This is a genomic window from Fibrobacter sp. UWB13 (assembly GCF_900177805.1).
Taxonomy (GTDB): domain Bacteria; phylum Fibrobacterota; class Fibrobacteria; order Fibrobacterales; family Fibrobacteraceae; genus Fibrobacter.
The window spans coordinates 784,876-808,381 of the sequence record NZ_FXAX01000001.1 but is presented as its reverse complement, the minus strand read 5'-3'; the positions used below and the strand labels follow the sequence as shown (position 1 = coordinate 808,381).

Below are 23,506 nucleotides of genomic sequence, written 5' to 3'. Positions count from 1 at the left end.
GCGTTACCTCAGTACTATTTTCTTTGCAAAATTCACGTTTTTCCCGCTCACACGCACCATGTAAATGCCTGCGTTAAGCGATGTAAGGTTAAGCGTGGCTGCGTTGTTAATGGCGTTGTTAATGGCGCCCTTCATCACGACTTGTCCAAGAGAATTCAAAACTTCGACGGTGGCTGTGGACTTGATTCCCGTGAATCCAAGCGTGCGACCGTTTAAAAATGCTTTAACTGCTGATGTTCCGTGGGCAATTTGAATCCCTGCACTTGGCGTTCCGCATTGTTCCGGGCATGTCCCGTCTTTCGGGCCGACTGCGCAAATGTTAAAACGGTAATCGCCATCCTCTGCCTGTATCTTGAATTTGACCATGGCGAGTTGCTTTGCTGCGGCTTCACCTTCGATTTTGACGGCCCCGTCGTATGACGAAGGTTGCTTAAAGTCGGACCAACTGAAAACCATTCTATTGCTAGTCTTGGAGGCGGGGAGATTGACAGCCGGATTTGCGTAATTGATTGTGGAATCGGTTGCTTTACCAAGGCCGAGTTCAAGTTGTATGTCTGCATCGGAAGTGTAAGTTACGCAGAGTCCACCCCAAGAAGAGGCGTCGCCTGTGGCATAGGAAAAATCTTCATATGAAATTTGTCCGACAACACTGAAGCCTAAACCTATGAAAGGTGTGTAGGTTAAAATACCTTTTCTGAGTTGGGCTGTTCCGCATATTCCTTTGCACTCCAAGACGATGGGTTCGAGTACATGTGGTGGTTCAGGATCTGTATAGGTGTCCCAACGGACTGCTGACACGCCTCCATCACCATCGTCTCCGTAGGAGAACCAGAATCCGCTCGTTTCTGTTTCGTTGCCAAGTCCTGTTTGAACTTGGTCGTTAGCATATTCATCGGCTCCGTTCCATGTGATAAACGGTCCTGCGGATGTTGACTTTCCGCATTTTTCTGGGCATGTTCCGTCTTTCGGGCCGATGGCACAGATGTTGAAATTGTATTCGCCTGGTTCCGCCTGAATTTTAAAGTGTACGGCGGCAAGCTGTTTTGCTGCCGTCTCGCCGTCGATTTTAACGGCTCCATCGTACCATGAAGGCTGTTTAAAGTCGGACCAGTTGACGACGACTTTGTTTCCGTATTTTCCGTTGGGCGATAGAATGTTTGGAGCTTTTGCGGCGGGAAGTGTTACTGTTGGATTTGCGTAATTGATTGTTGAATCGACGGTTTCACCAAGACCGAGTTCCAAGGCTATATCTGTGTCTGACATGTAGGTCACGCAGAGTCCGCCCCAGGCTGATGCATCACCAATATCTGGCGCTGGGTTTGTTTCTGAGGTCTCGCCGACAACATTGAAGCCCACACCGACATACGGATCGTGTTCATAAGATTCTTTGCTTAGAATCGCTGTGCCAGCAAGGCCTTTGCATTCCTCGATGACGGGATCTAAAGATTGATTTGAGTAAAACAAATCTGTCGATACAGGCCAAACGATTACAGATGATCCCGAATTGTTGTTGTCATTGTAAGAATACCAGTAACCTTCTGTTTCGAGTCCATTGCCGAGACCTGTATGAATTTGATAGTTTAGATAGAAATCTTCAAAAATTTTGGCTGCATCCCAGGTTTCGAATGAACCTGCGTAAATGACTGACGTTGCGCAAAGTGCGACCAACAAAGATCTTTTCATAATCCACTCTCCTAAATCAAATAGATCCAACACAAAATATATGTACTTTTATGCTTGTTTACCATGAATAATTTTCAAATAAATGAAATTTTTTGTCGGCTGAATCATATGCAACCTTAATGATACGTTTTGTCTGTTGTTGGTCAATTATCATTCGTTCGTCAATGGTCTTTGGTCAATAGTCATTAGACAAGAAATGTTATTTTCGAAAGAAAATGTCATTTGCGATTCTGTCCTCGCGCCTGTCCTCGCTTGACGGGGATGACGGGAATGATCGGGACTCTCTTTTTTTTCATAAATAAGAACGCTGTCCAACAGTCTTTTGTGAACTGTAGACTTTTAATTCGTGAAAATGTGTGTTGTTTGTGGATTATCTTCTAAATAATACTTGATGTCATAAATAAATATGTGGACTTTTTATAATTTTTGATATATATTTAAAGCAGTTGTTGGTGTGGATTTGGAGATGTTTATGGGAACGAAGAGTTCTGGATTTTTTACGACGTTGAAATGGGCCTTTTTTTGCCTTTTTTGCCTATTTGGCGCTTTTGGGGCGCAATCGGCTTTTGCCGCAAATCCGTTGACGACGGACTTTTATTCTGCGGATGCCGCAGCCCTCGTGCATAACGACTCGCTCTTTATTTTTGCGGGTCACGACGAACAGGGACCGCAGGGCAACAACAATAAAGCATTCATCATGAACGACTGGCACGTACTCGTGACCGACGATATGGAACATTATCACGATTACGGGGCGGTTTTGAGCGTCAAAACGTTCAAATGGGCGAATGCGAGCGCTTTTGCGGGCCATTGCGAATACCGAAATGGCAAGTTTTATTGGTATGTGGCGGTCCATCATGGGACTATCAAGGAAAATGGAAGTGAAGGATTTGCGATTGGCGTTGCCGTTGCTGATCATCCGTCCGGTCCGTGGACGGACGCGATTGGGCATGCGCTAATTACCGATAATACACCGAACGACGTGAAGTTGAACATTGATCCCGCAATTTTCTACGATGGTGACGATATCTGGATGTATTGGGGCTCGTGGAATGCTGGCCGCCGCGTGAAACTCAAAGAAAATATGATTGAGCTTGCGAGTACACCCGAAGATATCAAAATCAAGGATTTTTTTGAAGCTCCGTGGATGCATTATTTCCGTGGCAATTATTACTTCAGTTATGCTTCGGGTTACCCCTCGACGACGAATTATTCCATGGCTCCAAGCCTGAACGGACCGTGGACACAAAAAGGCGTCATCAACGACAAAATGGAAAATTCCGAGACGAACCATCAGGCGATTTTCAAGTATCTCGGGCACTGGTATTTCATGTATCACGGTGCGAATTCTCCGGGCGGCTGGACGTATCGCCGTTCCGTGAATATCGACTACCTCTATTACGACCGCGATGGCTTAATCCAGAAAATCAAGCATACGGATGGCGTGGATCCGGTCAACAATGCGCTTATCGAAGAGGGCGGTTACCGCTTGACGGTCTCGCACAGCAATTTGGCTCTCGAAGATAACGATGGCGTTGTGGTGCAGCAGACTGCGGACGAAAAGAACGAAGCGCAACTTTGGGTGCTTGCGCATGGCGATTCGGCGCGTTATTACACGCTCAAAAATTTTGCGACGGGCCGCTACTATTGTCCGCCCAAGACGTTGTTGGATACGGTGAAAACTTCTGAGACTGCTTGTGAAATTCGCATTGAAAATGCATCGGCAAAGAAGGGGTACTTCTTGTTTGCGGATTACGATAGCGATTACTTGGGCGATGTGCTGAACATTTCGAAGGAAGTCGGTATGCCTGTCATCACGTGGGTTCGTACGGGAACGGATAATCAAAAAGTGCAATTTGCAAAAGCTGAATTGCCGAAGGTTGAACCGCCGACAGATTCGATTCTGCCGGACTCCGGCAATGGTGGGACGACTGGGATTGCGCGCGGTTCTATGGATGCGTTGAATACGTCAACTTTGCAACAGGTTCGCTATGACGATGGTGCTCGCGTGATTCGTTTGGCCGCTGAAACGTCCTGGGCTTTGCTTGATGTAAATGGTGTTGTTGTGCGTCGTGGTTATGGCCGTGAAATCCAAGTGCGTTTCGTTCGTTCGGGAATGTACTTTGTTCGCACTGGGAAAAATACCGCAATGGTTATGGTAAGGTAATGCTACTGTGTCATCCTGAGCGAAACATAGTGGAGTCGAAGGATCCAATGAATTTTTAAGGAGTATGGAAATGAAGGTTTTGAATTTTACAAATCTTGTGAGCGGCGCGAAACTTGCGACTCTCGCAACGATTGGCGCTTTTGGCGTCTCCGCTGTGTCGGCTGCCGATTGGTATGCTAAGGACAATTTGCAGCCGGGTCATGACCCGAGCATGGTGCGCTTTGAGGACGGTTACGCCCTCATGAGCACGAACAATAATTTGCAACTGTGGACATCCGAAGATGCTTACACGTGGCGCGACCACAAGTCAACGGTGAGCAAAATCCCACAGTGGGCTTACACTTATGCGCCTACGACCGAGGGCATCTGGGCACCTGACATTTATTACATGAACGGTGAATACCGCGTGTATTACTGCGTTTCCGTTTTCGGCAAGCGCACGTCTGCCATTGGCTATCAGTCCACGAAGTCGATTGTGCCTGGCACGACGGATTATGGCTGGACGGACCATGGCCACGTTTTCCATACGGTGGCGTCGGACAAGTACAATGCGATTGATGCCGATGTCGTTCGCGATACCGAAGGCAATTATTGGATGGCGTTTGGTTCGTTCGGTCTTGGAATCCAGTTGATTAAGTTGGATGCAAAGACGGGCAATCAGGCGAGCGATGACAAGACTGTCTATAACATTGCTCGCCGTACAAGCAAGGCAAGCGGTGGTGCCGAAGAAGGACCGAGTCTCATTGAACACGGGGGCAAGTATTTCCTCTTTACGGCTTGGGACAAGTGCTGTCAGCAAGGTCCGACCATTGAACAGACAACGTACAAGACCGCTTATGGTCGTGCTGATAAAGTAACCGGTCCGTACAAAGATCGCGCAGGTTACGATATGGCGAATGGCGGTGGCACAATTCTTATGGAACGTTATGGTCGCTACGTGGGTCCAGGCGGCGGCGAAGCCTTCCAAGACTTGAACCGCGTGCGTTTTGTGCATCACTATTACGATTTGAATGGCGATAAGTACAATCACATTCACATCCGTGATGTTGTGTTTACCGAGGATAACTGGGCTGAGATGGGACAGCCCTTCCTCGGACGTTACTTGAGTGCCGAAGTCGAACATGGCGCTTTGACACGTGCGGTTTCGGGCGACCTTGCGATCACTCGCAGCAATACCGCTTCGAACGGCGAATATCTCGCTTACATCAATACGGCGGGCTCCAAGATTCGTTTGCCGATGAACATCATGCAGGCGGGCGATTACTTGCTGCGCTACCGCTATGCAAACGGCGGCGAAGGCGATGCTACGCACAAAGTCACCGTCAATGGCAAGTCGCAAACCGTGACGCTCCCGCCGACAGGTTCTTGGGGCACGTTCCCGGAAAAGTCTATCGTGATGATTCCAGCGACACTCAAGCGCGGTGGCAACTTCATCGAAATTGAACCGCAACCGAACGGATTCTTCTCGGAACTGGACCGCATCGACTTCTTGCGCGTGATTCGCGATACGATTCCGGCAAACGGCTTTGATAACGGCATTCGCGTGCGCCTCACGGACAAGGATGAATTTGCTATCAAGGACGGCGGTTACGCCATTTTCGAAAACGTCGTGACGGATTCCATCAAGTCTACGGAAGTGGCAATCGAGGTGAAAAGTCTTACTGGCGGCAAACTCAGCATTCGCGATGGCAAGAAGGACGGAACCGTTCTTTCGGAATGCGAACTGGTGGCTGCGAACGAAAAATCTACGGCTAAAGGTTGGACGACTGTGAATTGCTCGAACCTCAAGAGCCTCGGCGGTATCAAGGACTTTTATTTGACTGCTTCGGGCGTCTCTGGCGAAGCGATTGTCGGAAACATTCTCTTCAAGAGTGCCCCCTTGCCGGAATCAAGTTCTAGCAGTGCTGTTGCGGAATCTAGCTCCAGCGAAATGGTTGTGAGCAGTTCGAGCGAATCTCCTGTGGCACTCCCGATAGTCCGTCCGTCATTGAACTATTCGATTGCCAAAATTCCTAACGGCTACCGCGTACACTTTGATAATGCCGGCGCTCATCAGGCTTACCTCTTGAATCCGATGGGACAAATTGTCTCCCACCAAAAAACTAATGGTAGTGACATTGAATTTAATAACCTTCCCAAAGGCAGATTCATTGTCAAGGTGAAATAAGCTTATCGCGCTATCCTAGATTTTCTGGGATGGCGTTTTTTTGCAAATAAATTGTACCGAAAAATCCTTTCGGAATATAGATTAAATAGTGTATGCTGGTGTGTGGTTGAAGGAGTCTTATGATTCGTTGTTCTAAAATTTCCACCATTGCATTTGTTCTCGCTGTCCTCTCGTTTGAGGCCGCGTTTGCCGCTGATTGGTATGCCAAGGAAACCCGCTGGGCGGGCCATGATCCGGACATCATCCGTTACGAGGACGGCTATGCGCTTGCGACGACGGACAACCACATGCTCATGCAGTTTTCTGAAGACGCGTTGAACTGGAAAAATGGCGACCCCGCCATGCCTGAATTTTCGAAGTGGCTTTATAAATACGCCCCGAACATGATTGATATTTGGGCGCCGGATATTCATTACATCGGCGGAGAATATCGCATGTACTATTGCGGTTCCGAAATGGGCATCCGCTCGTCGGGCATGGGCTTCATGTCGAGTAAGGAAATCGACCCGACAAAGCCAGGCTACGGCTGGACGGACCAGGGCGAGGTGATTCACACGGTCAAGAGTGATTCGTACAACGCAATTGATGCAGCGGTGCTGAAGGACAACGATGGCAAGGTCTGGATGGCGTTTGGTTCGTGGGGAACGGGTATCCACATTCTCGAACTGGACGAAAAAACGGGTAAGGTGAAAGACGGCGCGAAAATGCAGAATATCGCAAACCGCGGTGGCGCAGGCGTCGAAGGCGCAAGCCTCATTGAACACAATGGCAAATATTTCCTCTTTACCGCTTGGGACAACTGCTGTAAAAAAGGTGCAGACCTCGAAAACAATTCTTACAAGACAACGGTCGGGCGCTCCAACCGCATTGATGGTGGATATGTGGACCGCAGCGGCAAGGCTCTCTTGAATGGCGGTGGTACGATTCTCCTCAGCCGTTACGGACGCTACTACGGGCCTGCGGGCGGTGAAGCTTTTGAGGACGTGAACCGCCAACGCTTTGTGAATCACTATTACGATAAGAATGATGGCGGTAATTCTTACATACAAGTGCGCGATATCGTGTGGACCGACGACAATTGGCCGGAACTTGGTCAACCGTTTATGGGGCGTTACCTGAGTGCCGAAGCGGAACACGGCATCTTGACGCATGTCGATATTTCGAGCAGCTCCAAGGCTTCGAACGGAGAATTTTGCGCTTACATCAATTACGATGACAGCAAGATTCGCTTGCCGATGATTATCCCGCAGGCGGGCGATTACCTTATCCGTTACCGTTACGACAACAACTGGACCGAAGATGGCGCAAACGGCAGCTCGCATTTTGTGGACATCAATGGCAAGACGCAAGAAGTGCAGTTGCCGTTGACTGGTGCCTGGAGTGAATTCCCTGAAAAGTCCGTCGTGTACATCCCGACAAAGCTTAAACGCGGATCAAACTTCATTGAAATCACGAAGGGCAAACATTACGCTGAACTTGACCGCCTCGATTTTTTGCGCATTATCCGCGATACAATCCCGGCAAATGGCTTTGACAACGGCATCCGCGTGCGCCTCACGGACAATGATGAATTTGCCATCAAGGATGGTGGCTATGCGATTTTCGAGAATGTGATTACCGACTCCATTGTAGACGTTGGCGTCAGCGTTCAGGTGAAAAATAGCGCGGGCGGCACGCTCTCGCTCCGCTCCGAAAGTAAAAAAGGTGATGTGATTTCTAAATGCGAATTGCCGACCGCAGGTGATTCCAAGTGGACTGACGTGCAATGTTCAAACTTGCCGAAACTCAAGGGCATACAGGACTTTTACCTTACGGCAGAAGGCCTCGGTGGCGAAACTCTTGTTGGGAACATCAAGTTCGGGAAGGCGGCGGACTCAAGTTCAGTCGGACTTTACGACAATCCTCGCGTAGCTTCTGCGGCGCATTCTGGACTCAACATCACTTTTGATCGCGGTTCCCAAACGATTTATCTCTCGATGGATGCCCCTTGGTCGCTGTTTGACATGAACGGCGTTGTAATCAAGTCTGGTTTTGGTCGCGAAATTCATGCAAATGCTATGCCTCGTGGTTTGTATTTTATTCGTTCCGGCAACCAAGGTCTGCGCTTTAGGCTGTAATTTTCATAGAAAACTCTAGCTAGAATACGCTTTTCCCCAATTTTTAGTTTTATTTGGGCTTAATTATACTTTTTGTATTCTTTTTGACATAAAAATGATATATTTGATTGTAAAAGAAAATTTTCTAGTGGAGTTTTATCATGAACATAAAATGGAAATTAAGTCTGGCGACAGCGTTTCTTTTTGCGTTGGGCGCATGCTCTAGCTCGTCTTCGTCATCTGCAGAAGACGATACTGAATATTCGTCCGCAGGAGGATCTTCCAAAGATGCAAAATCTTCCTCATCCAATTCTAAGATTTGTAAGTCTGTTTCTGAAACTTTAGCCGCACCTACAAATTTGCAGGTGGTCGAGAATGGCGAAAACAAGTGGGTCCTTATTTGGGATTATACCCCCAATGACGAACGTCTCGAGTCTGGCTTCCTTATTGAAGTTCTCAATATGTCGGATAAGCAGCCTAAGTGGAAAACTTTTGACTCAACCAATGCAGAAGTGGTCATGTATAACTTGTCTGGTGCATCTAATGCCGATAAGTACTATCGCGTATCTGCTATGGATGAATGTGGCGTTTCCAAGGCAAGCGACATGGTTGAAATTATTGGAGATAGCTCAACGGCTACGACTAACGCAAACCTTGCAGTCCCGTCGAATCTTAAGCTTGAAAACCTCGGCGACAACATGTGGCAGCTCTCCTGGAGCTATACAAATAATGAAAATCGTCCAGAACAGGGTTTTAAGCTCCAGAGCTTGAATCTCGATGACAAGAGCCCGAAGTGGTCTGATGACGGAACGACTAACAAGGGAGTTCATGTCGTAAAGATTGATGGTAATAAGAAGGGTGGCTTGCTTTACCATGTGGCTGCTAAGGATGATAAGGGTGTTTCCGAATACTCTGAAGAAATTACGATTCCTCGTGTCTCCGATAGCACAAGTACTTCGAACAGTATGGATCTGGCGGTCCCCACAAATCTGAAGCTGGACTCTATCGATGTTAGTAAGTACAAACTTTCTTGGAGCTATACGGACAATACGAATCGTCCTGAAAATGGTTTCAAGTTGCAGAGCCTTAATTTGGAAGACAAGAAACCGTCCTGGGCTGTCATGGATTCGACAAACAAGGGCGTGTACATGATTATTATCGATGCCACGAAGAAGGGTGGCTACTATGTTCGTGTTGCCGCTAAGGATTCCAAGGGCGTTTCGAAATATTCCTCTGAAATTGAAATTCCTAAGATTAGCAAGAAAACAAACGTTGCTGAACCCCCGGCTGATATTGCTCTTACTCGTATTGCGCCGAGCGTTTGGGAATTGAGCTGGAGCTACAGTGCATCCGATGAAAATCCGGATCGTAAATTCATCATCCAGAGCTCAAAGCTTAAGGATTTCAAGTGGGTGAGTGTCGCTTCTAACATCAAGGGCAATGTGCGTAACTACTATATTCAGGGACGCGACAAGATTGAAAGCTATTACCGTATGGCTGTTGTCAATGACGGTGATACGTCTGCCTATAGCGATGTTATCCAGCTGACTCCGGAAATCAAGTACCGCGATTACATGGCTCTTGAAGTTCCTGTGCCGTCTGAAAAATTTGTTTTGGGCTACACCACAGCATACGAAGCGGATAAGGACACTGCAACGAAGGATGATATCACTTTTATTAATGCAAGGGCTACTTATACCATAACGGATAATTTTATCAGTAAGTATATCGTTGAATCGGAATATACGGATACGGCTTATTACGAAGCTCGTTGGTTTACTTCTCTTGAACAGTATAATTACTACAAGGGTTCTTGCGAAGGAAAGAAAAAAGGCGATAAGTGTGATAGCTGCTATTGGGTTGAACCGTTCCCGTATGAAGAACCGTCTATTACGAAGCGCTTCGATGAAACCGATTTTGTTGACAAAGCTAAAACGAAAACCATATTTGCTTCTTGCGAGGAAAGTTCTGGTTATGACGCTGACGAACATTCCCTATTGTATAGTGCGTCCACGTCGGCTGATAAATGGGAAGAAATCATGGCTCATGAAACTGGTATGTCGATGTGTATTCCTGGCTATGTCCGTGGTATTTGCGACTACTACGTACAAATCCGTATTGTCTGGAAGGACGTTAATGGAGAAACCGACTGGAGTGAATGGACGCAACCGTTTAACATTTCGGACATCTCTGGTGCGGATGATCTCTGCAACCCGAGCAAATAAATCGTAACTGATAAAAATGTAAAAGGCACCGATGAAAATCGGTGCTTTTTGTTGTTTAGATTTATTTGACTTGAAAGTTTACTTCAAGAAAGCAAAGAAAACAGCTGCAATGATGAACAAGAAAGCGACAATGTGATTCCATTGGAGTGTTTCCGTATGGAACACCGTGACTGCAATTGTCGTGAACACTGTAAGCGAAATGGCTTCCTGAATGATTTTCAATTGCATCAAGCTGAACGGACCACCGTTGATGCGGCTCCCGATGTTATTCGCGGGAATCATGAAACTGTACTCCAGGAGTGCGATGCCCCACGAAGCAAGAATCACGAGAATCAGCGGCCAATCGGTGCTGATGTGCATTTCTTTAAGTTTGAGATTGCCGTACCAAGCGAACGTCATGAAGATGTTGGAACAGCAGAGAAGGAGAATTGTAAAAATACCAGCTTTCATAGTTTATTTCTTGTTTCTTTGACTATACGGTCTTCCTGTGGTCATTTGGTAGGCGAGGCGCTTGCGCACCTCTTCGAGATACTTGATGTAGTTCTCGCTTTGGTAGTCGCGATACGTCCAATCGAAAGCGTGAAAGTGCCCGTCCTGGAAATAAAGCGTCGGCTCCACGAAAATCCCGCGCTGCATGTAAACGCGTTGGCGTTGATCCTTGGTCGTTGCCAAAAAAAACTGCCCAAGCGTCATGTAGCCCGGATCGAGATTCACAGGGCGCAGTCCCGGAGTCCCGTTTGCTTTTGCAATTTCAAGTTCAATGTCATTTGTCCAAAGCTTGATGTCGACAATCGTTTCGCGGTCAACGAGGTTCTCGTAGCTAAAGAACGCGCGTACCGGCGCTTCGCCAATTTCTTCTTTGTAGTAGTTGGTGAATGTGAACGGGAACGGTTCCAAGTTCAGGTCTTCTTCGCCGAAACGCGATTTGAGCACTCCGCGGACCGCTTCTACGGATTCGGCATCTTTTGCGAGAATGCCAACGATGATTTTCACTTTGGCAGGAGTTCTTATTTCACCCATGCGCGCAAATTTAGTAAAAGTGTGCAAGGCGAGAAAGCGGGGCTGCTTGCAGACCCATTTTTGAGCCGAAGCCACGGATGCCGAAGGCATCAAAAGGCGAGTGACGCGGCAAAAGTGTGCAAAACTCGAAAGCGCAAAAATTTATTTTTGCATTTTCGAGTTGCAGCCACTGACGTCGTAGACGTCAAAACATTTATGTTTTGACATGGCCGAGCCGTACTAAATGCGTCCGAAGGACGCAAATTTAGTAATTTTACGATATGTTTAGAAGTATATCTTTTTGTGCTTTTCTCGTCTTTGCTCTCTTGTCTGCCTATGCCGAGGCTCCGCGTGTTGTGCCGACGATTCTCGATTCTGTGCCACACGAAATGTCTCACTTTACGCAGGGGCTATCGTTTGATGGCAAGGATTTGATTGAAACTACGGGGCAGTATGGGCAATCGGGGCTGTATCGTCGTACACTCGATGGAAAAATCTTAGATTCCGCTCGCATTGAAGATCGCTATTTTGGCGAGGGCTCCGTTGTGCTTGGTGACGAGATTTACTACCTCACATGGAAATCGCACAAGGCTTTTATTTATTCTCGCAAGCCGTTCAAAAAGAAGGGGGAGTTCCGTATTCCGACCGAAGGCTGGGGACTTACGCTTTGGCGTGACCAGCTTTTGATGAGTAATGGTTCCGATGAACTTTTGCAAATTGCTCCGGGTGGCTTTGCGGTGTCGGGAATCATTAAAGTAACTGACGGTCGTTATTCAATCAAGCTCTTGAATGAACTTGAAGTCGTTGGAAATTTTTTGTACGCAAACATTTGGCAGACGGGCTTGATTGCAGAAATCGAGCTCCCAAGTGGGAATGTGCTCCGCTACATCGATTTTTCGAAAAAAGCGGGGGAGATTCGAGAAAATTTCCCCAACGCCGATGTCTTGAACGGCATTGCCTATGATGGCAAGGATTTCTGGATCACAGGCAAGCTCTGGCCGCAGATTTATAAAGTCAAGTTTTAGTTTTTTTACTATATTAGAGCAAGCACCGGGGGTGCTCTGGTTTGCCAAAATTTCTGCTACTCGCAGCAATTTTGCCCTCCGGGTCTTTCGAACGCATGCGTTCTCAAGAGCTTAAATGCTCGCTAGCTCGCATTTAGTCGACAGGTCTGTCTCAACCAGATTATAATTTGAACATACCTTTGCATTTTAACCTGATGTTTGTTATATTTGTGTTCAACCACTAATATACGGGGGTGCTCTGGTTTCGACAGGGTTACCGAAGTGTTAGTTGCAAGTCGAGGTCTCAGACGAGGGCAACTCGTTAAAAAGTCTGAAAAAAAATAAGTGCTGACGAAAACTACGCACTCGCTGCCTAATTAACGGCAACGCCGGGCCTCATTCCGCTCCCATCGGGATGTACGTCCGGACGCAATATGGGATAGGGAAGTGTCATGCCTGGGGGCATCTCCCGAGATTTACTAAGCTGGTCAAACTCCGCGCCGACCTTCTTGGGCGTGGATAAGACGAGATCTTAAATACGAAGGGAACACTTGTAGGAACGTACATGGACGTGATTTTGGACAGGGGTTCGACTCCCCTCACCTCCAGAAAAAAAAGAACTCACTATGTGAGTTCTTTTTTTCTGTTTTATAAGAACCGCTCGGCTCTTGCGCAATCGGGAAAATCCATCTTCGCCTCGCTCTCACGAACACGACCCGTTGATACGGGTCGCTTATCGCTCACTTTCTGCAAAATCTTTCTAAATTGAATTCAAAAGGAGGTTGTATGGATTGCAGAATATTAGTCCGTTTCATTGGAGTCCAAGAGGATCTTGATGCCTTGTGGAATGCGTTCTTGGAACATTTCCCTGAGGCTGAACTGCCGAGCATCGATTCCGGAGAATGGTATTCCGTCGAAGATTATATGACCGATGAATACGAATGCCGTTTTGAAGAACTTCCTGAATCCGAACTGTATGCGGTCGATGGAACGTTCCTTGTCGAAAACGAACCTCCAGAGGATGTCCTGACTGAGATTTTGGAACGCTTCGAGCGTGTTTACGCCGTGTTCAAGTGGTCTACGATGGACGTGGGTATTGGCTGTGGCACTAGCGAAGGCTGGGGCGAATTCAATGCCGATCGTGCCGATGATGGTTCTGACGAGGCAAATGAAATCTCCGAAGCTGTACTTGGATTCTAAGAGATGTTCTAAGTTCGCTTAGAACATCCAGCCAATGGCGAGAACGCTTTCAGCGATTGTCTTGTCCAAAAGTCGTGTGCCATATCGGCTCCTGTAAACTTGTGTGTGTTCTTGAAATTTTGGCTTTTGGATAAATGTACCAATGTTTATTTCTGTGCTGAAAATGAAATGTTCGTAGCAGTAATTGAAGCCAAATCCGAGTGTGTAATATAGGGCGTATTCTTTTTCTTTAAGGTTTAGCGCTTGTTTGTAAGAACTTGAATCTCGGTGCAAGTCTATATTGTATAGAACAGGGGCGATTTGTGCCTGGATAAAGCCTTCTAACTGACGATTTTTTTTATGGTGGTTTTCGCCATTGATGCTCACATAGCTATAACTGCCGATGTTACGTCGCCCCCAATGCCATCTCAATGCAAGCGGAACGGCAAAAGTCTGTATGGTTCCTTCGGCATCTGTGTTTTCGCGAATGTTCTTGCTGTTGAATCCGTCATAACCGAATCTCAGTGCAAAACTCCAGAAGTCTGCGAACAGGTGCTCATAACTTAAAGAAAAACTTAAACTTTGTGCGACCAAAAGAAGTGTCACTCTGTTTGAATTGTTTGGCGGTGCATTTAATCCGAATGTGTCTGCAACTTCCTCTTGTTGCGGGAGTGCTTCTTGTTGTGTGGATGTTGCGGTATGTTCGGCGCGTTCAGAAGTTGCCTTTGCCGTGTCGATAACGTATGTTACCTTGTGCGTGTCCGTGTAGACTGTATCTACGATTCGTTCCTGTGAAAACGCGCAAACAACGCAGATGAAAATAAAAGCTAGTGTATGTCGCATATTAGAATCCTATTTTAGCATCTGTTCCAAAGAACAATCCTTTGGCGCACCATCCATTCATAAAACGGTATGTCGTCTTTTCTCGATAAGGATCATGAGTCAGGTATTTACGAGAATTATCGCCCCAGTATTGATAACCGACAATGAACCCAAATGACCAAAGCATGTTTTCGGCGTTCCAAGCCATGCCCAGTGTGGCGCTTGGGGCAATGCCGACATCGATACTTCCTTTTTTGGGGTCGGCGCTTTTATATTTCTTGTCGTAGGCTATCTTAAATGCGGGACTTGCCATGGTCTGGATGTAGAAGGAAATACTGTTTAGCGGAGTGTTCCTGAATTTTACGGGGTGCTTTTTCGGGTTGACTTTAGTTGTTGTAAATGTGAGGTAGTATTGGCGATATCCGATACCTGGGCTAAAGATGCTTCTAAAACCTTCCCACGAACGGTCTTCTTGACCAATTGGGTGTTCATAAAATAGGATGATGCTAGATAAATTAAACATGAGCGAACCTCTGTACGAGTTTTCTATTTCGTAATCGAAGTCGAGCATGGAAACTCCAAACCATATCGAAAATAGGGTAAGACCTGTTATGGCGCCGATGTATAATTTATTTGCAGGCGGAATGGTGTCGGTACTATATTCCGTGATGAATTTGTTCTTTACAGGCTTAGTTGTACTTTTAAATGCTTCGTTGTGTTCGGCTGTTTTAGCTTGCTGATCATTATCGTTGCTTGCTTGAAAGCCCGTTTCCTGTATGTAGACGGTATCAGGCGGGGATACTACGTAAAGCGTATCTGTGATTCTTTTTTGAACATAGACCGTGTCGGTTATACCCAACGCTGGGCTAATGGCGATGGCGAAAAATACAGCGAAAATTAAACCAAATCGATTGAACTTCATTAGAAAATCCCCACGCCAAAGTTTATCCTGATGTCAAGCTGAAGCCCGCCGGTAATGTAGGAATATTGCTTGTTGAGCAATTCCTTGTCTGTGAAATTGTAGGCTAAACCATATTCAATGCTGAAAACATTGCGGTCCCCTCTGAAAATATGTCCGCTGTGTATATAAGGGGAGTATAAATAAGCGTTTTCGTGTCTGCTGTGCGGTCTGTCGTTGATGAGGTTTGTGTTGTCCCAGGTGTTGTCGTAGTCGTGTTTGCGGATGAGCCAGTTTCCTCCGATATCAATAAAGCCACTGTATTTTGACGGTCTAAAATAATGGCGGTAGCCAATGCCAATATCGTATTGCGCGATGTAACCATTATAAATATGACTGGATGTTCCCCAAGGAATTTTTTTACTGTAACGGAAATTCATCATAAAAGAATTTTTGCGGTTTCCGGCAATTTCCAAATTCCCGCCAACAGATGTAAGCGTAGAATCGCTCATGAGCCAGAGAAACGAAACAATATCAAAGTGCAAATAAACAGAATGGTGCGTGTAGCTTGTGTCGTAACGTAAAAATTTTGTGGTGTCTTCTCCGAGTGGATTGCGTTCGGTCGGTGTGCAACATTTCTCTTGCAATTGTTGTTTGGCTACCGCGGTGTTCTTGATGTAAATCGTATCGGTTTTTGCTTTTATCGGAATGTAAACGGTATCGCGGACAATTTGTTCCACAAAAACAGTATCGTGCAAGTTTAAATTTGCACTGAAAGCTGTGGCGCAAAACAGTAGAATTGTTAATAAAGTTTTCATCAAACGCAAATATAACAAACGACAAAATTTAATCTAGCCAAGTAGAATGTTTTTTGATAAAGGGTAATATAAGCAGATTGTAATGTGATAAAAGTTATATGAATGGTTGCTCGTGTAAACGCTATTGTTTTTTTACTTGCATTTTGACTCTCTAATTTCTAAATATATTTCGGGTTGGAATCGGTGTGTGGAGGTTTTATGTTTTTATCCCGTATTGTGCCGTTCTGCATCGCAACGGCATTCACCACGTCACTTGCTGTTTTGGACTTGCCAAATGCGCAGCCCAAAGTCGATGAATCTTATTGGAACAAGGCTCTCGATAGTACTTGGCAAGGCTTAATTCGTCGAAATATCCAGCCGTATAGTGCTGGTGTTGGGCTGATTCACCGTCCAAAGAGTGAAGCCCCGGGCGATGCTGTGAGCGAAGGCGTGGGCTATGGAATGCTCGTTTCGCTTTATGCCAATGATCAGGCTTCGTTCAATAAAATGTGGGATGAAGCGAATTCTTCAATGTGGGGTGGCTGCTATTACAACTGGCAAATGTCCGTTGAAGGCAAAATTGTCGGTAGAGGTGCCGCTTCTGATGCCGAAGAAGATATTGCTCTTGCTTTGATTTTTGCCGATAAGCTTGTTTCTGCGGGTAAGTGGCAACCGTACACTTCTACAAAGTTTGGTTACGATTACAAGTCCCATGCTCAGAAAATTCTCGATTGCATGTGGAGCACCGAACAGATTACGAGCAATGGTATTTTGGCTCCGGGTGCTGGTTGGGGTGGCTATGATTTTGTCAATCCGGGGTATTTCTCTCCGGCATGGTATAAGGTCTTTGCCAAGTTTGATTCTAATGGCGATCGCTGGAATAAAGTGGTCGATAAGTCTTACGAGATTATTTCTAAGAGCCCAGGCTACAGCATGGGTATGGTCCCGGACTGGATGACGCCTGATGGCGGCTGGGTAGGCTCGGCAGGGCTTGGCTATAACGCCTATTTCGAAAGCAAGGCTTTCTTCAAGGATGCAATCCGCATTTTGTGGCGTGTCGCTATTGACGCTATTTGGTTTGATGAAGAACGCGCAAAGACGTTCCTCAAGAATGCTTTGACCTTTATTAATTCTAAAGGTGGCGCAAAGGCTGCAAACTTCTACCAGATCGAAAAAGCGGGTGAGCTGTTGCCTCCTGAAGACAAGTGGTACGATTTTAACAATTCTAAGGATACGACGACTTGGCGTTACCGTAGCGAACATAGCCATTTGACGATTGGCATGTGGGCGACTGCAGCAATGGCTGTGGGCGAGAAGGAAGACCGCATTGCCTTTAGTGAAGAAATGGGCAAGTTCTACGAAGGTGGCGATTACTTTGGACTTGCAAAGAACGAAACGGATGCGCTCGAAGATACGCTTCATAACGAGATGTATTTTGACCAGTTCTTGGCTTGGTTCGGCACCTCCATGATGAGTGGTGCTTTTGTGAACGTTGTTGATGCCATTGACAATCCGAAGATGGCTACAGTTGGGGATTCTTCTTCGCTGACGAAACCTGCTGTTGGAATTGCAGAACATCGCATGGCTCGTGTGGCGGGCATGAAGATTAGCCATTTGGATGGCGCTGTGAAGATGTCTGTCCCTGAAATGGCTCAGTGGAGAATCTTTGACTTAAATGGTCACGTTGTGGCGACTGCCTCGGGTAAAGATTTCCTCTGGAAATCCCGTGGTCAAAGCGGAATCTATGTTGTGAAGGCTGTTAGCCGTAAACAAAGCTATTCTCGCAAGATTACTGTTCGCTAAAATTCGGCGGGTAGAATATTCTACACCGCCATTTTTTCTAGCAATGTATCGCAGATTTCTGCGAGCATTCTTTCGTGCGTGCACACTTCGGGAGACACTCCTTCTATTGTCCCCGTCGTGTAGTAGCTCGTGCAGGCGCATTCATGCGCGCAGCAGCGGTAGCGAATGTCGCACCCCTCGCATTCTTTTTTGTCGTTGTCCAAAAATTCTCGAATTTTGTCGCAAGCGGTCTCGTCAAAGCCGGTAAAAACGTTCCCCTGCACATAGTGGGTGTTTGGGTTTGAGGTGATAAACCGTGTGCAAGGGAACATATTTCCATTTGTTGCGACTCCGATGGCTCCATTGTACACATGGCACGAATAAAGCCTGTATCGCGAATTGATAAGCGCTATTTTTATTTTGTCATGAATTGTGCCGAGGAAGAACTTGTCACCCTTTTCGCGACATGCTCTCCAATACTCTGCCATTTTCTGGTACTGCAAAGCGAGCTTGTCAAAATCTTCGCCGCTCCACTTGCCATCAAAATCGACGCTCGTCGTAAGGCTTTGGAAACCCTGTTCGTGCAACCACTTAACGCTCTCGAAAAGCGTGTTGACATGGGCGCGCGTAACGGTGCTTAATGCAATTGCTCCGAGTTTTACGAATCGCGGAATGTGCTTTTCGATGTCCTTGAAACTTCCCGTATTGTTGACGGTGCGGCGGGCGATATCGTGATGGTATTCTGGCCCATCGAGTGAAAGGTAAATGCGGAATTTCTCACACTCGCAAAAGTCAAAAAATTCATCATCGAACAGTGTGCCGTTCGTGTTGACTGCAAATTGCAACCTGAAATTTTTGGAAATTTTGCCATTGTCCATCGCGTCATCGACAACCGCCTTTGCGAATTCGACACCTTTATAAATAGCATCTCTTCGCAAAAGCGGCTCCCCCCCAAAGAACGTGATGTTCAAGTACGACTGCCTAAAGAAAATCGTACGGTCGAGTGCGATTTTAATCGCCTGCTCGAGAGTCGCGTCGTCCATGACCGTTTTGCGGTCTGCTTGCGATTCCTTGTAATAGCAGTAGGTACAACGTAAATTACATTGTTCTGTAAGGCAAAGGACTAAATTCATGCTTGAATGTCGTCTTGCTCGAACGTGGTGACCATGCTGAATATCATACACGAGCCATCATCGCAGATGTGTATGCGAGGGTTGAGCGTATCTATGGCAGGTGTGGTTTGAGTGGCTGGGATTGCTGTTTTGCTGCTGCTGGACTGTGTGCTTGGCGTACTTTCGCTCGAGCTGCTTTCTGTAATAATGGGGTCGCCTGCGAGAGGTTCGGGCTCTTCTATGGAACTGCTTGACAGCGTTTCGCTTGAAGAGGATTCTTCGTACGGCGGGAGAATGCCTGCTTCTGGAGGTGGCTCGTAAGACGAACTGCTAGGTTTTTCGACGGAAGAACTGCTGAGACGTTCAGAAGACATGACCATCGGGGACCCCGATTCCGGCGGCGGGTTCACCATGGAGCTACTACTCAATGGCTGCATTGCAGAGGATAGTGCTTCGATGGCTTCGCTGCTGAGATGTTCTCCGCTTGAAGAAATGTCGGTATAGCTGGAACTGCTGTATTGTTCTCCGCATGCCGCCTGTCCGCATGTCGGTTCGTTCTCTGGCTGTTGCTTGGGATGGTCTCCGCTATTTGCCGATACACTGTCGTCGCAAGCTGTTGCACCGATGGATGCCGCAATTCCGAGTGCAGCTGCGACCGCACTTTGGGTAAAATGGCTCAATTTTGAGCTTTTGACGACTTTCTTCTTCTCAATTTTCATGGTTCCCCCTAACACTTGCAGATCTTATACATTGTCAAACATTTCGTATGTGGACACCATGCTCACTAGCGGAAAGTCATCGTCGTCATGGCACATAATGACGTTTACGCCCATAGAATCAATTTTGTTGCAATCTCTTGGCCATGGTGGGACGACTTCTGTGGAACTGCTAGATTCTTCCTTGACGCTCGACGAACTGCGGGGCTTTTCGACAAATGTGCTGCTAGAACTTTCGGATGAGCTGCTGACGATTTCTTCTGACGAACTGCTTTGAATTGGTGCAACAGAAGAACTGCTCGGCGATTGTACAGATGAAGAAGAAAGCGCTTCGATGGCTTCGCTGCTGAGTCGTTCGTGGCTCAGCGGAATATCGGTTACAGAAGAACTTGATTGTATTTCGGGGCTTTCGGAGGCGTCGCTGCTGTTTGGATTGTTGTTGTCTGGTTCAACAGGGCCGATAACCTGACCACTTTCAGCATCGCCTGTACAGCCGCTCATCAAAATTGCGGACATGCCAAGCATTGAGGCAACACCTGCCTTGGATGCATTCGACAAACGTGAATTTCCGGTAACTTTCTTCTTTTCGATTTTCATAAAAATTTTCCTCCTTACATCCTTACACCATGTTAATATAGTTTGTTTTGGAGTATAAAGACCACTTTTAGCTTGTTTTAATATTTTCGCCCGTACGTTTTTGTTGCATCCGTTGCATATAGAGGGGGCAAAAGAAAAACGCCCGGTTTCCCGAGCGTCTTTTGTAATTAAGTTCTCTTAACTAGTAACTATTAACTAATAACTAGTAACTGCGACGAAGTCGCGAACTACGTCTTGTCTTCGCCGCGGAGCATGATGACCTTGCCCGTGCGGATGTATTCTACGATTTCGAACTTCTGCAACAAGCTCTTGAGGGTATCGACCTTCTGGCTGTTGCCCGTAATCTGGATAATCATGGAAGTCATCGTCATATCCACCGTGTTGGCGTGGAAATGGTCGCAAAGCTGCAAGATTTCGGTGCGCTGTTCTGCTGTGCAACGAACCTTGATGAGGGCGAGTTCCTTTTCCACAGCGTCCGTACCGGTATGGTCCTTGGCCTGAACCACGTCCACGAGCTTTTCGAGCTGCTTGATGATTTGCATCAAAATTTCGGGATTGCCGTGAGCGATGATGTTCATGCGGCTGAAGTTCGGGTCGAGCGTGGGGGAGACGACGAGAGAATCGATGTTGTAGCCACGGCGGGAGAACACGAGTGCAATACGCACGAGCACGCCCGGACGGTTTGCCACTAACAAGCTAATAGAATGTGCAATATCTTTCATTTTCAAATTCTCCTATTACGTCGATCCGGTGGGTTTTTCGAGCTGCGTCTTCGGCTGTTCGGTGATCATGCTTGTGATCGGAGCGCCTGCCGGAATCATCGGGAACACGTTGTCTTCCTTTTCGCATTCGCAGTGGATGAGAATCGGGCCATCGTTGTAGTCCAAAGCCTTCTGGATCACGCGTTCAGCATCGGCCGGGCGCTTGATGCGCAGCCCCGGGATGCCGTAAGCTTCGGCGAGCTTCACGAAGTCCGGGTTGCCTCTCATGTCCACGCTGGAGTAGCGGTGGTCATAGAAGAGTTCCTGCCACTGGCGCACCATGCCGAGGTACTTGTTGTCCATCACGAAAATCTTGATGGGGAGCTTGTGGATGGCGGCCGTTGCAAGTTCTGCTTCGGTCATCTGGAAGCCGCCGTCACCGCTGAAGCTGCAAACCGGCCAACCGGTTTCGTTGCCGAATGCGGCACCGATAGCAGCCGGGAAGCCAAAGCCCATCGTGCCTGCGCCACCGCTGGAGTGGAGCTGACGCGGATAGTTGATGTGGAAGAACTGTGCGACCCACATCTGGTGCTGGCCCACGTCTGTGGTAACAATGGCCTTGCCCTGCGTAAGTTCGCTCACGGTAGCAACGATGTGCTGCATACGGAGGCCGCCCTGCTTGGCGTAGGTAAGCGGGTAGCGCTTCTTCCAAGTCTGGCAAGTCTTGATCCAGTCGGCGGTATCGAGCTTGTTTACCATCGGGAGGAGCTGTTCCAAGACGAGCTTGGCGTCACCGCACATGAACACATCCGGCTGCAACACCTTGCCTTCTTCGGCAGGGTCGATGTCGATGTGCATCTTCACGGCGTTCTTGCAGAATTCGCTGAGCTTACCGGTAATGCGGTCGTCCCAACGGCTACCGATCGAAAGGATCAAGTCGCATTCGAGGACGGCCTTGTTGGCATAAATTGTACCGTGCATGCCGAGCATGCCGAGAGAAAGTTCGTGGTCGGTCGGGAATGCACCGAGGCCGAGCATCGTGCAGCAAACCGGAGCGCCGAGCTTTTCGGCGAGTTCCTTCACCTGGCGGTGTGCGCCAGAAATCATGGCACCGTGGCCCACGAGCAAAAGCGGCTTCTTGGAATTCTTGAGGTATTCGGCGGCCTTTTCGACGCTTTCAGTAGAAGCGTAGGTCGGAATCTTGTAACCCGGAAGGTCCATCTGGTCCGTGAATGGAGCGGTGCAGGGGCCTGCAGTCACGTCCTTCGGGAGGTCAATAAGCACCGGGCCCGGACGGCCAGAACGTGCGATGTGGAAAGCTTCCTTCATCACGCGTGGGAGGTCGTTCGTGTCCTTCACCAAGTAAGAATGCTTCACGGTTGCAAAAGTCATACCGCTAGTATCGCATTCCTGGAAGGCGTCCTTGCCCAAGTTCGGAGTCGTCGTCTGTGCCGTGAGCACGACGATCGGGCTAGAATCCATGAGAGCTGTATAAATACCTGTAAACGTGTTCGTTGCACCCGGACCGCTAGTGACAAGAGCTACACCGACCTTACCGGTCTGGCGGGCATAACCGTCAGCCATGTGGGTTGCGCCCTGTTCATGACGGCTGAGCACAACTTTGATGCTGGAGTCGAGGATGGCATCGAACATCGGAATGGCCGATCCACCGGGATAGCCGAAAATTGTATCAACGCCTTCACGCTTGAGGCATTCGATAATCACTTCGGCACCACTTAAGGTCTTATTTGCCATAATTTATCCTGTCTTTTAAAGAATAGATGAAAATTTAGATGGGCTGAAATATAGGAGTATTTTTTGAGGGTGGCAAGAGGTGAAATCCGACTTTTGTAAAAATTTTTGAAATTTTTGGTAAAAATTTTAATTTTTGAAGTCTAAAAAATGTAAAAATTGATGATTTTTGTTAAAAGTTTGAATTTGATGAATTGTGGTAAAGTAAAAATTGATGATTTTTAATTTAAAATTTGATTGTTTGAAGGTTTTACGTCCAAAATAATGCGTGAAAATGGATTAGTATGCAGAAAATATCTCCATAAACCGATTCGCCTTCACAAATATCCGACGACAACAACTAATAACTATTGACTAATGACCAACGACCTAATCTCTCGCCATAAAATTTTCTAATTTAATTCTATGATTAAAAAGATTTTTCTCTCGCTGATTCTTGCGGCTGCATTCGTGTTTGCCGCCGACCCGATCACCATTGAAGGGCGTTTGACCGAAATCCCGGGAAAAATGCCGAGCAATGATTTATATAGCTATGTCTATGTATTTAAGTACAAGGTCTCGAAGGTGGTTTCGGGCAAGCTCGACGCCAAGGAAGTTCTCGTGGGCGTTTATAACCCGCTGATTGCCCGCGGTAAGGTCAAGGACAAGATGGCTGACAAGTCCAAGGGTAACGTCGGCGAATTCAAGGCTAAGTCTAAGTACACGCTCAAACTCATTCCGCTCGAAGGCAACTGGGACGGTGCTGTCGAAGACGAATACTTTGACGACGAATCCCCGCGCTACTTGGCTATTGAAGTGAACGAGTAATT

At 47.2% G+C, this 23,506-nt stretch carries 19 protein-coding genes and 1 other RNA gene; 9 read left to right on the top strand and 11 right to left on the bottom strand.

Features of this window, described 5'->3' with window-relative positions; all coding sequences use genetic code 11:
• Nucleotides 1-3 precede the first annotated feature (3 nt).
• Entirely contained in the window at nt 4-1,683 is a 1,680-nt protein-coding gene (locus tag B9Y77_RS16175; RefSeq protein ID WP_254899903.1) for a T9SS type A sorting domain-containing protein, read from the bottom strand.
• Between the two features lie 472 nt (nt 1,684-2,155).
• On the opposite strand from B9Y77_RS16175, the gene B9Y77_RS03410 reads away from it, so the two are divergent.
• From B9Y77_RS03410 to B9Y77_RS03395, 4 genes are all read left to right on the top strand, one after another.
• Complete coding sequence (locus B9Y77_RS03410; protein WP_085490473.1) at nt 2,156-3,850, top strand: family 43 glycosylhydrolase; 1,695 nt, start codon at nt 2,156-2,158, stop codon at nt 3,848-3,850.
• Nucleotides 3,851-3,920: 70 nt separating this feature from the next.
• Nucleotides 3,921-6,017 carry a family 43 glycosylhydrolase gene (locus B9Y77_RS03405; protein WP_085491432.1) on the top strand — a complete coding sequence of 699 codons (2,097 nt, stop codon included), beginning with the start codon at nt 3,921-3,923 and terminating at the stop codon, nt 6,015-6,017.
• Nucleotides 6,018-6,136: 119 nt separating this feature from the next.
• The gene (locus tag B9Y77_RS03400) at nt 6,137-8,134 is read left to right on the top strand and encodes a family 43 glycosylhydrolase (protein WP_085490472.1); all 1,998 of its coding nucleotides are present in this window, start codon (nt 6,137-6,139) and stop codon (nt 8,132-8,134) included.
• A 140-nt stretch (nt 8,135-8,274) separates the two neighbouring features.
• Nucleotides 8,275-10,338 (top strand): fibronectin type III domain-containing protein, encoded by a 2,064-nt coding sequence (locus B9Y77_RS03395; RefSeq protein ID WP_254899902.1) that lies wholly within the window; start codon nt 8,275-8,277, stop codon nt 10,336-10,338.
• Between the two features lie 78 nt (nt 10,339-10,416).
• On the opposite strand, the gene B9Y77_RS03390 is transcribed toward B9Y77_RS03395, so the two are convergent.
• Nucleotides 10,417-10,788 carry a DMT family protein gene (locus B9Y77_RS03390; protein WP_014547227.1) on the bottom strand — a complete coding sequence of 124 codons (372 nt, stop codon included), beginning with the start codon at nt 10,786-10,788 and terminating at the stop codon, nt 10,417-10,419.
• 3 nt (nt 10,789-10,791) lie between these two features.
• The gene (locus B9Y77_RS03385) at nt 10,792-11,358 is read right to left on the bottom strand and encodes a DUF4416 family protein (RefSeq protein ID WP_073424095.1); all 567 of its coding nucleotides are present in this window, start codon (nt 11,356-11,358) and stop codon (nt 10,792-10,794) included.
• A 260-nt stretch (nt 11,359-11,618) separates the two neighbouring features.
• Between B9Y77_RS03385 and B9Y77_RS03380 the strand changes: the two genes are divergently transcribed.
• The 3 genes from B9Y77_RS03380 to B9Y77_RS03370 all read left to right on the top strand — a co-directional run bounded on the left by B9Y77_RS03380 (nt 11,619) and on the right by B9Y77_RS03370 (nt 13,541).
• Nucleotides 11,619-12,362, top strand: a complete 744-nt coding sequence (locus B9Y77_RS03380) for a glutaminyl-peptide cyclotransferase (RefSeq protein WP_085490471.1) — start codon at nt 11,619-11,621, stop codon at nt 12,360-12,362.
• Between the two features lie 229 nt (nt 12,363-12,591).
• Nucleotides 12,592-12,952: a transfer-messenger RNA gene (ssrA, locus tag B9Y77_RS03375) on the top strand.
• A 175-nt stretch (nt 12,953-13,127) separates the two neighbouring features.
• On the top strand, nt 13,128-13,541 hold the full coding sequence (locus B9Y77_RS03370) for a hypothetical protein (RefSeq protein WP_073424097.1): 414 nt from the start codon (nt 13,128-13,130) through the stop codon (nt 13,539-13,541).
• Nucleotides 13,542-13,559: 18 nt separating this feature from the next.
• On the opposite strand, the gene B9Y77_RS03365 is transcribed toward B9Y77_RS03370, so the two are convergent.
• Genes B9Y77_RS03365 through B9Y77_RS03355 form a run of 3 tightly spaced genes read right to left on the bottom strand, consistent with a single transcriptional unit; the run spans nt 13,560 to nt 16,058 of the window.
• A complete protein-coding gene (locus tag B9Y77_RS03365; protein ID WP_085490470.1) occupies nt 13,560-14,363 on the bottom strand; it encodes a hypothetical protein in 804 nt (267 codons plus the stop codon).
• A 1-nt stretch (nt 14,364) separates the two neighbouring features.
• Entirely contained in the window at nt 14,365-15,264 is a 900-nt protein-coding gene (locus tag B9Y77_RS03360; RefSeq protein ID WP_085490469.1) for a hypothetical protein, read from the bottom strand.
• Nucleotides 15,264-16,058: a hypothetical protein gene (locus tag B9Y77_RS03355; protein ID WP_139829250.1), complete on the bottom strand. Its 795-nt coding sequence runs from the start codon at nt 16,056-16,058 to the stop codon at nt 15,264-15,266. The genes B9Y77_RS03360 and B9Y77_RS03355 overlap by 1 nt, the downstream gene beginning before the upstream one ends.
• A 198-nt stretch (nt 16,059-16,256) precedes the next feature.
• Between B9Y77_RS03355 and B9Y77_RS03350 the strand changes: the two genes are divergently transcribed.
• Complete coding sequence (locus B9Y77_RS03350) at nt 16,257-17,840, top strand: glycosyl hydrolase family 8 (protein WP_085490467.1); 1,584 nt, start codon at nt 16,257-16,259, stop codon at nt 17,838-17,840.
• A 20-nt stretch (nt 17,841-17,860) separates the two neighbouring features.
• Here B9Y77_RS03350 and B9Y77_RS03345 read toward each other — a convergent pair whose 3' ends face one another.
• The 5 genes from B9Y77_RS03345 to ilvB form a co-directional block, all read right to left on the bottom strand.
• Nucleotides 17,861-18,952, bottom strand: a complete 1,092-nt coding sequence (locus tag B9Y77_RS03345) for a radical SAM protein (RefSeq protein ID WP_085490466.1) — start codon at nt 18,950-18,952, stop codon at nt 17,861-17,863.
• Nucleotides 18,949-19,650: a hypothetical protein gene (locus B9Y77_RS03340; protein ID WP_085490465.1), complete on the bottom strand. Its 702-nt coding sequence runs from the start codon at nt 19,648-19,650 to the stop codon at nt 18,949-18,951. The genes B9Y77_RS03345 and B9Y77_RS03340 overlap by 4 nt, the downstream gene beginning before the upstream one ends.
• A gap of 24 nt (nt 19,651-19,674) precedes the next feature.
• Nucleotides 19,675-20,244: a hypothetical protein gene (locus B9Y77_RS03335; RefSeq protein ID WP_085490464.1), complete on the bottom strand. Its 570-nt coding sequence runs from the start codon at nt 20,242-20,244 to the stop codon at nt 19,675-19,677.
• Between the two features lie 227 nt (nt 20,245-20,471).
• Entirely contained in the window at nt 20,472-20,966 is a 495-nt protein-coding gene (gene ilvN, locus B9Y77_RS03330; protein WP_014547307.1) for an acetolactate synthase small subunit, read from the bottom strand.
• Between the two features lie 15 nt (nt 20,967-20,981).
• Nucleotides 20,982-22,700, bottom strand: coding sequence for a biosynthetic-type acetolactate synthase large subunit (gene ilvB, locus B9Y77_RS03325; protein ID WP_014547308.1), 1,719 nt, complete (start codon nt 22,698-22,700; stop codon nt 20,982-20,984).
• 402 nt (nt 22,701-23,102) lie between these two features.
• On the opposite strand from ilvB, the gene B9Y77_RS03320 reads away from it, so the two are divergent.
• Nucleotides 23,103-23,504: a hypothetical protein gene (locus tag B9Y77_RS03320; protein ID WP_085490463.1), complete on the top strand. Its 402-nt coding sequence runs from the start codon at nt 23,103-23,105 to the stop codon at nt 23,502-23,504.
• Nucleotides 23,505-23,506: the final 2 nt, after the last annotated feature.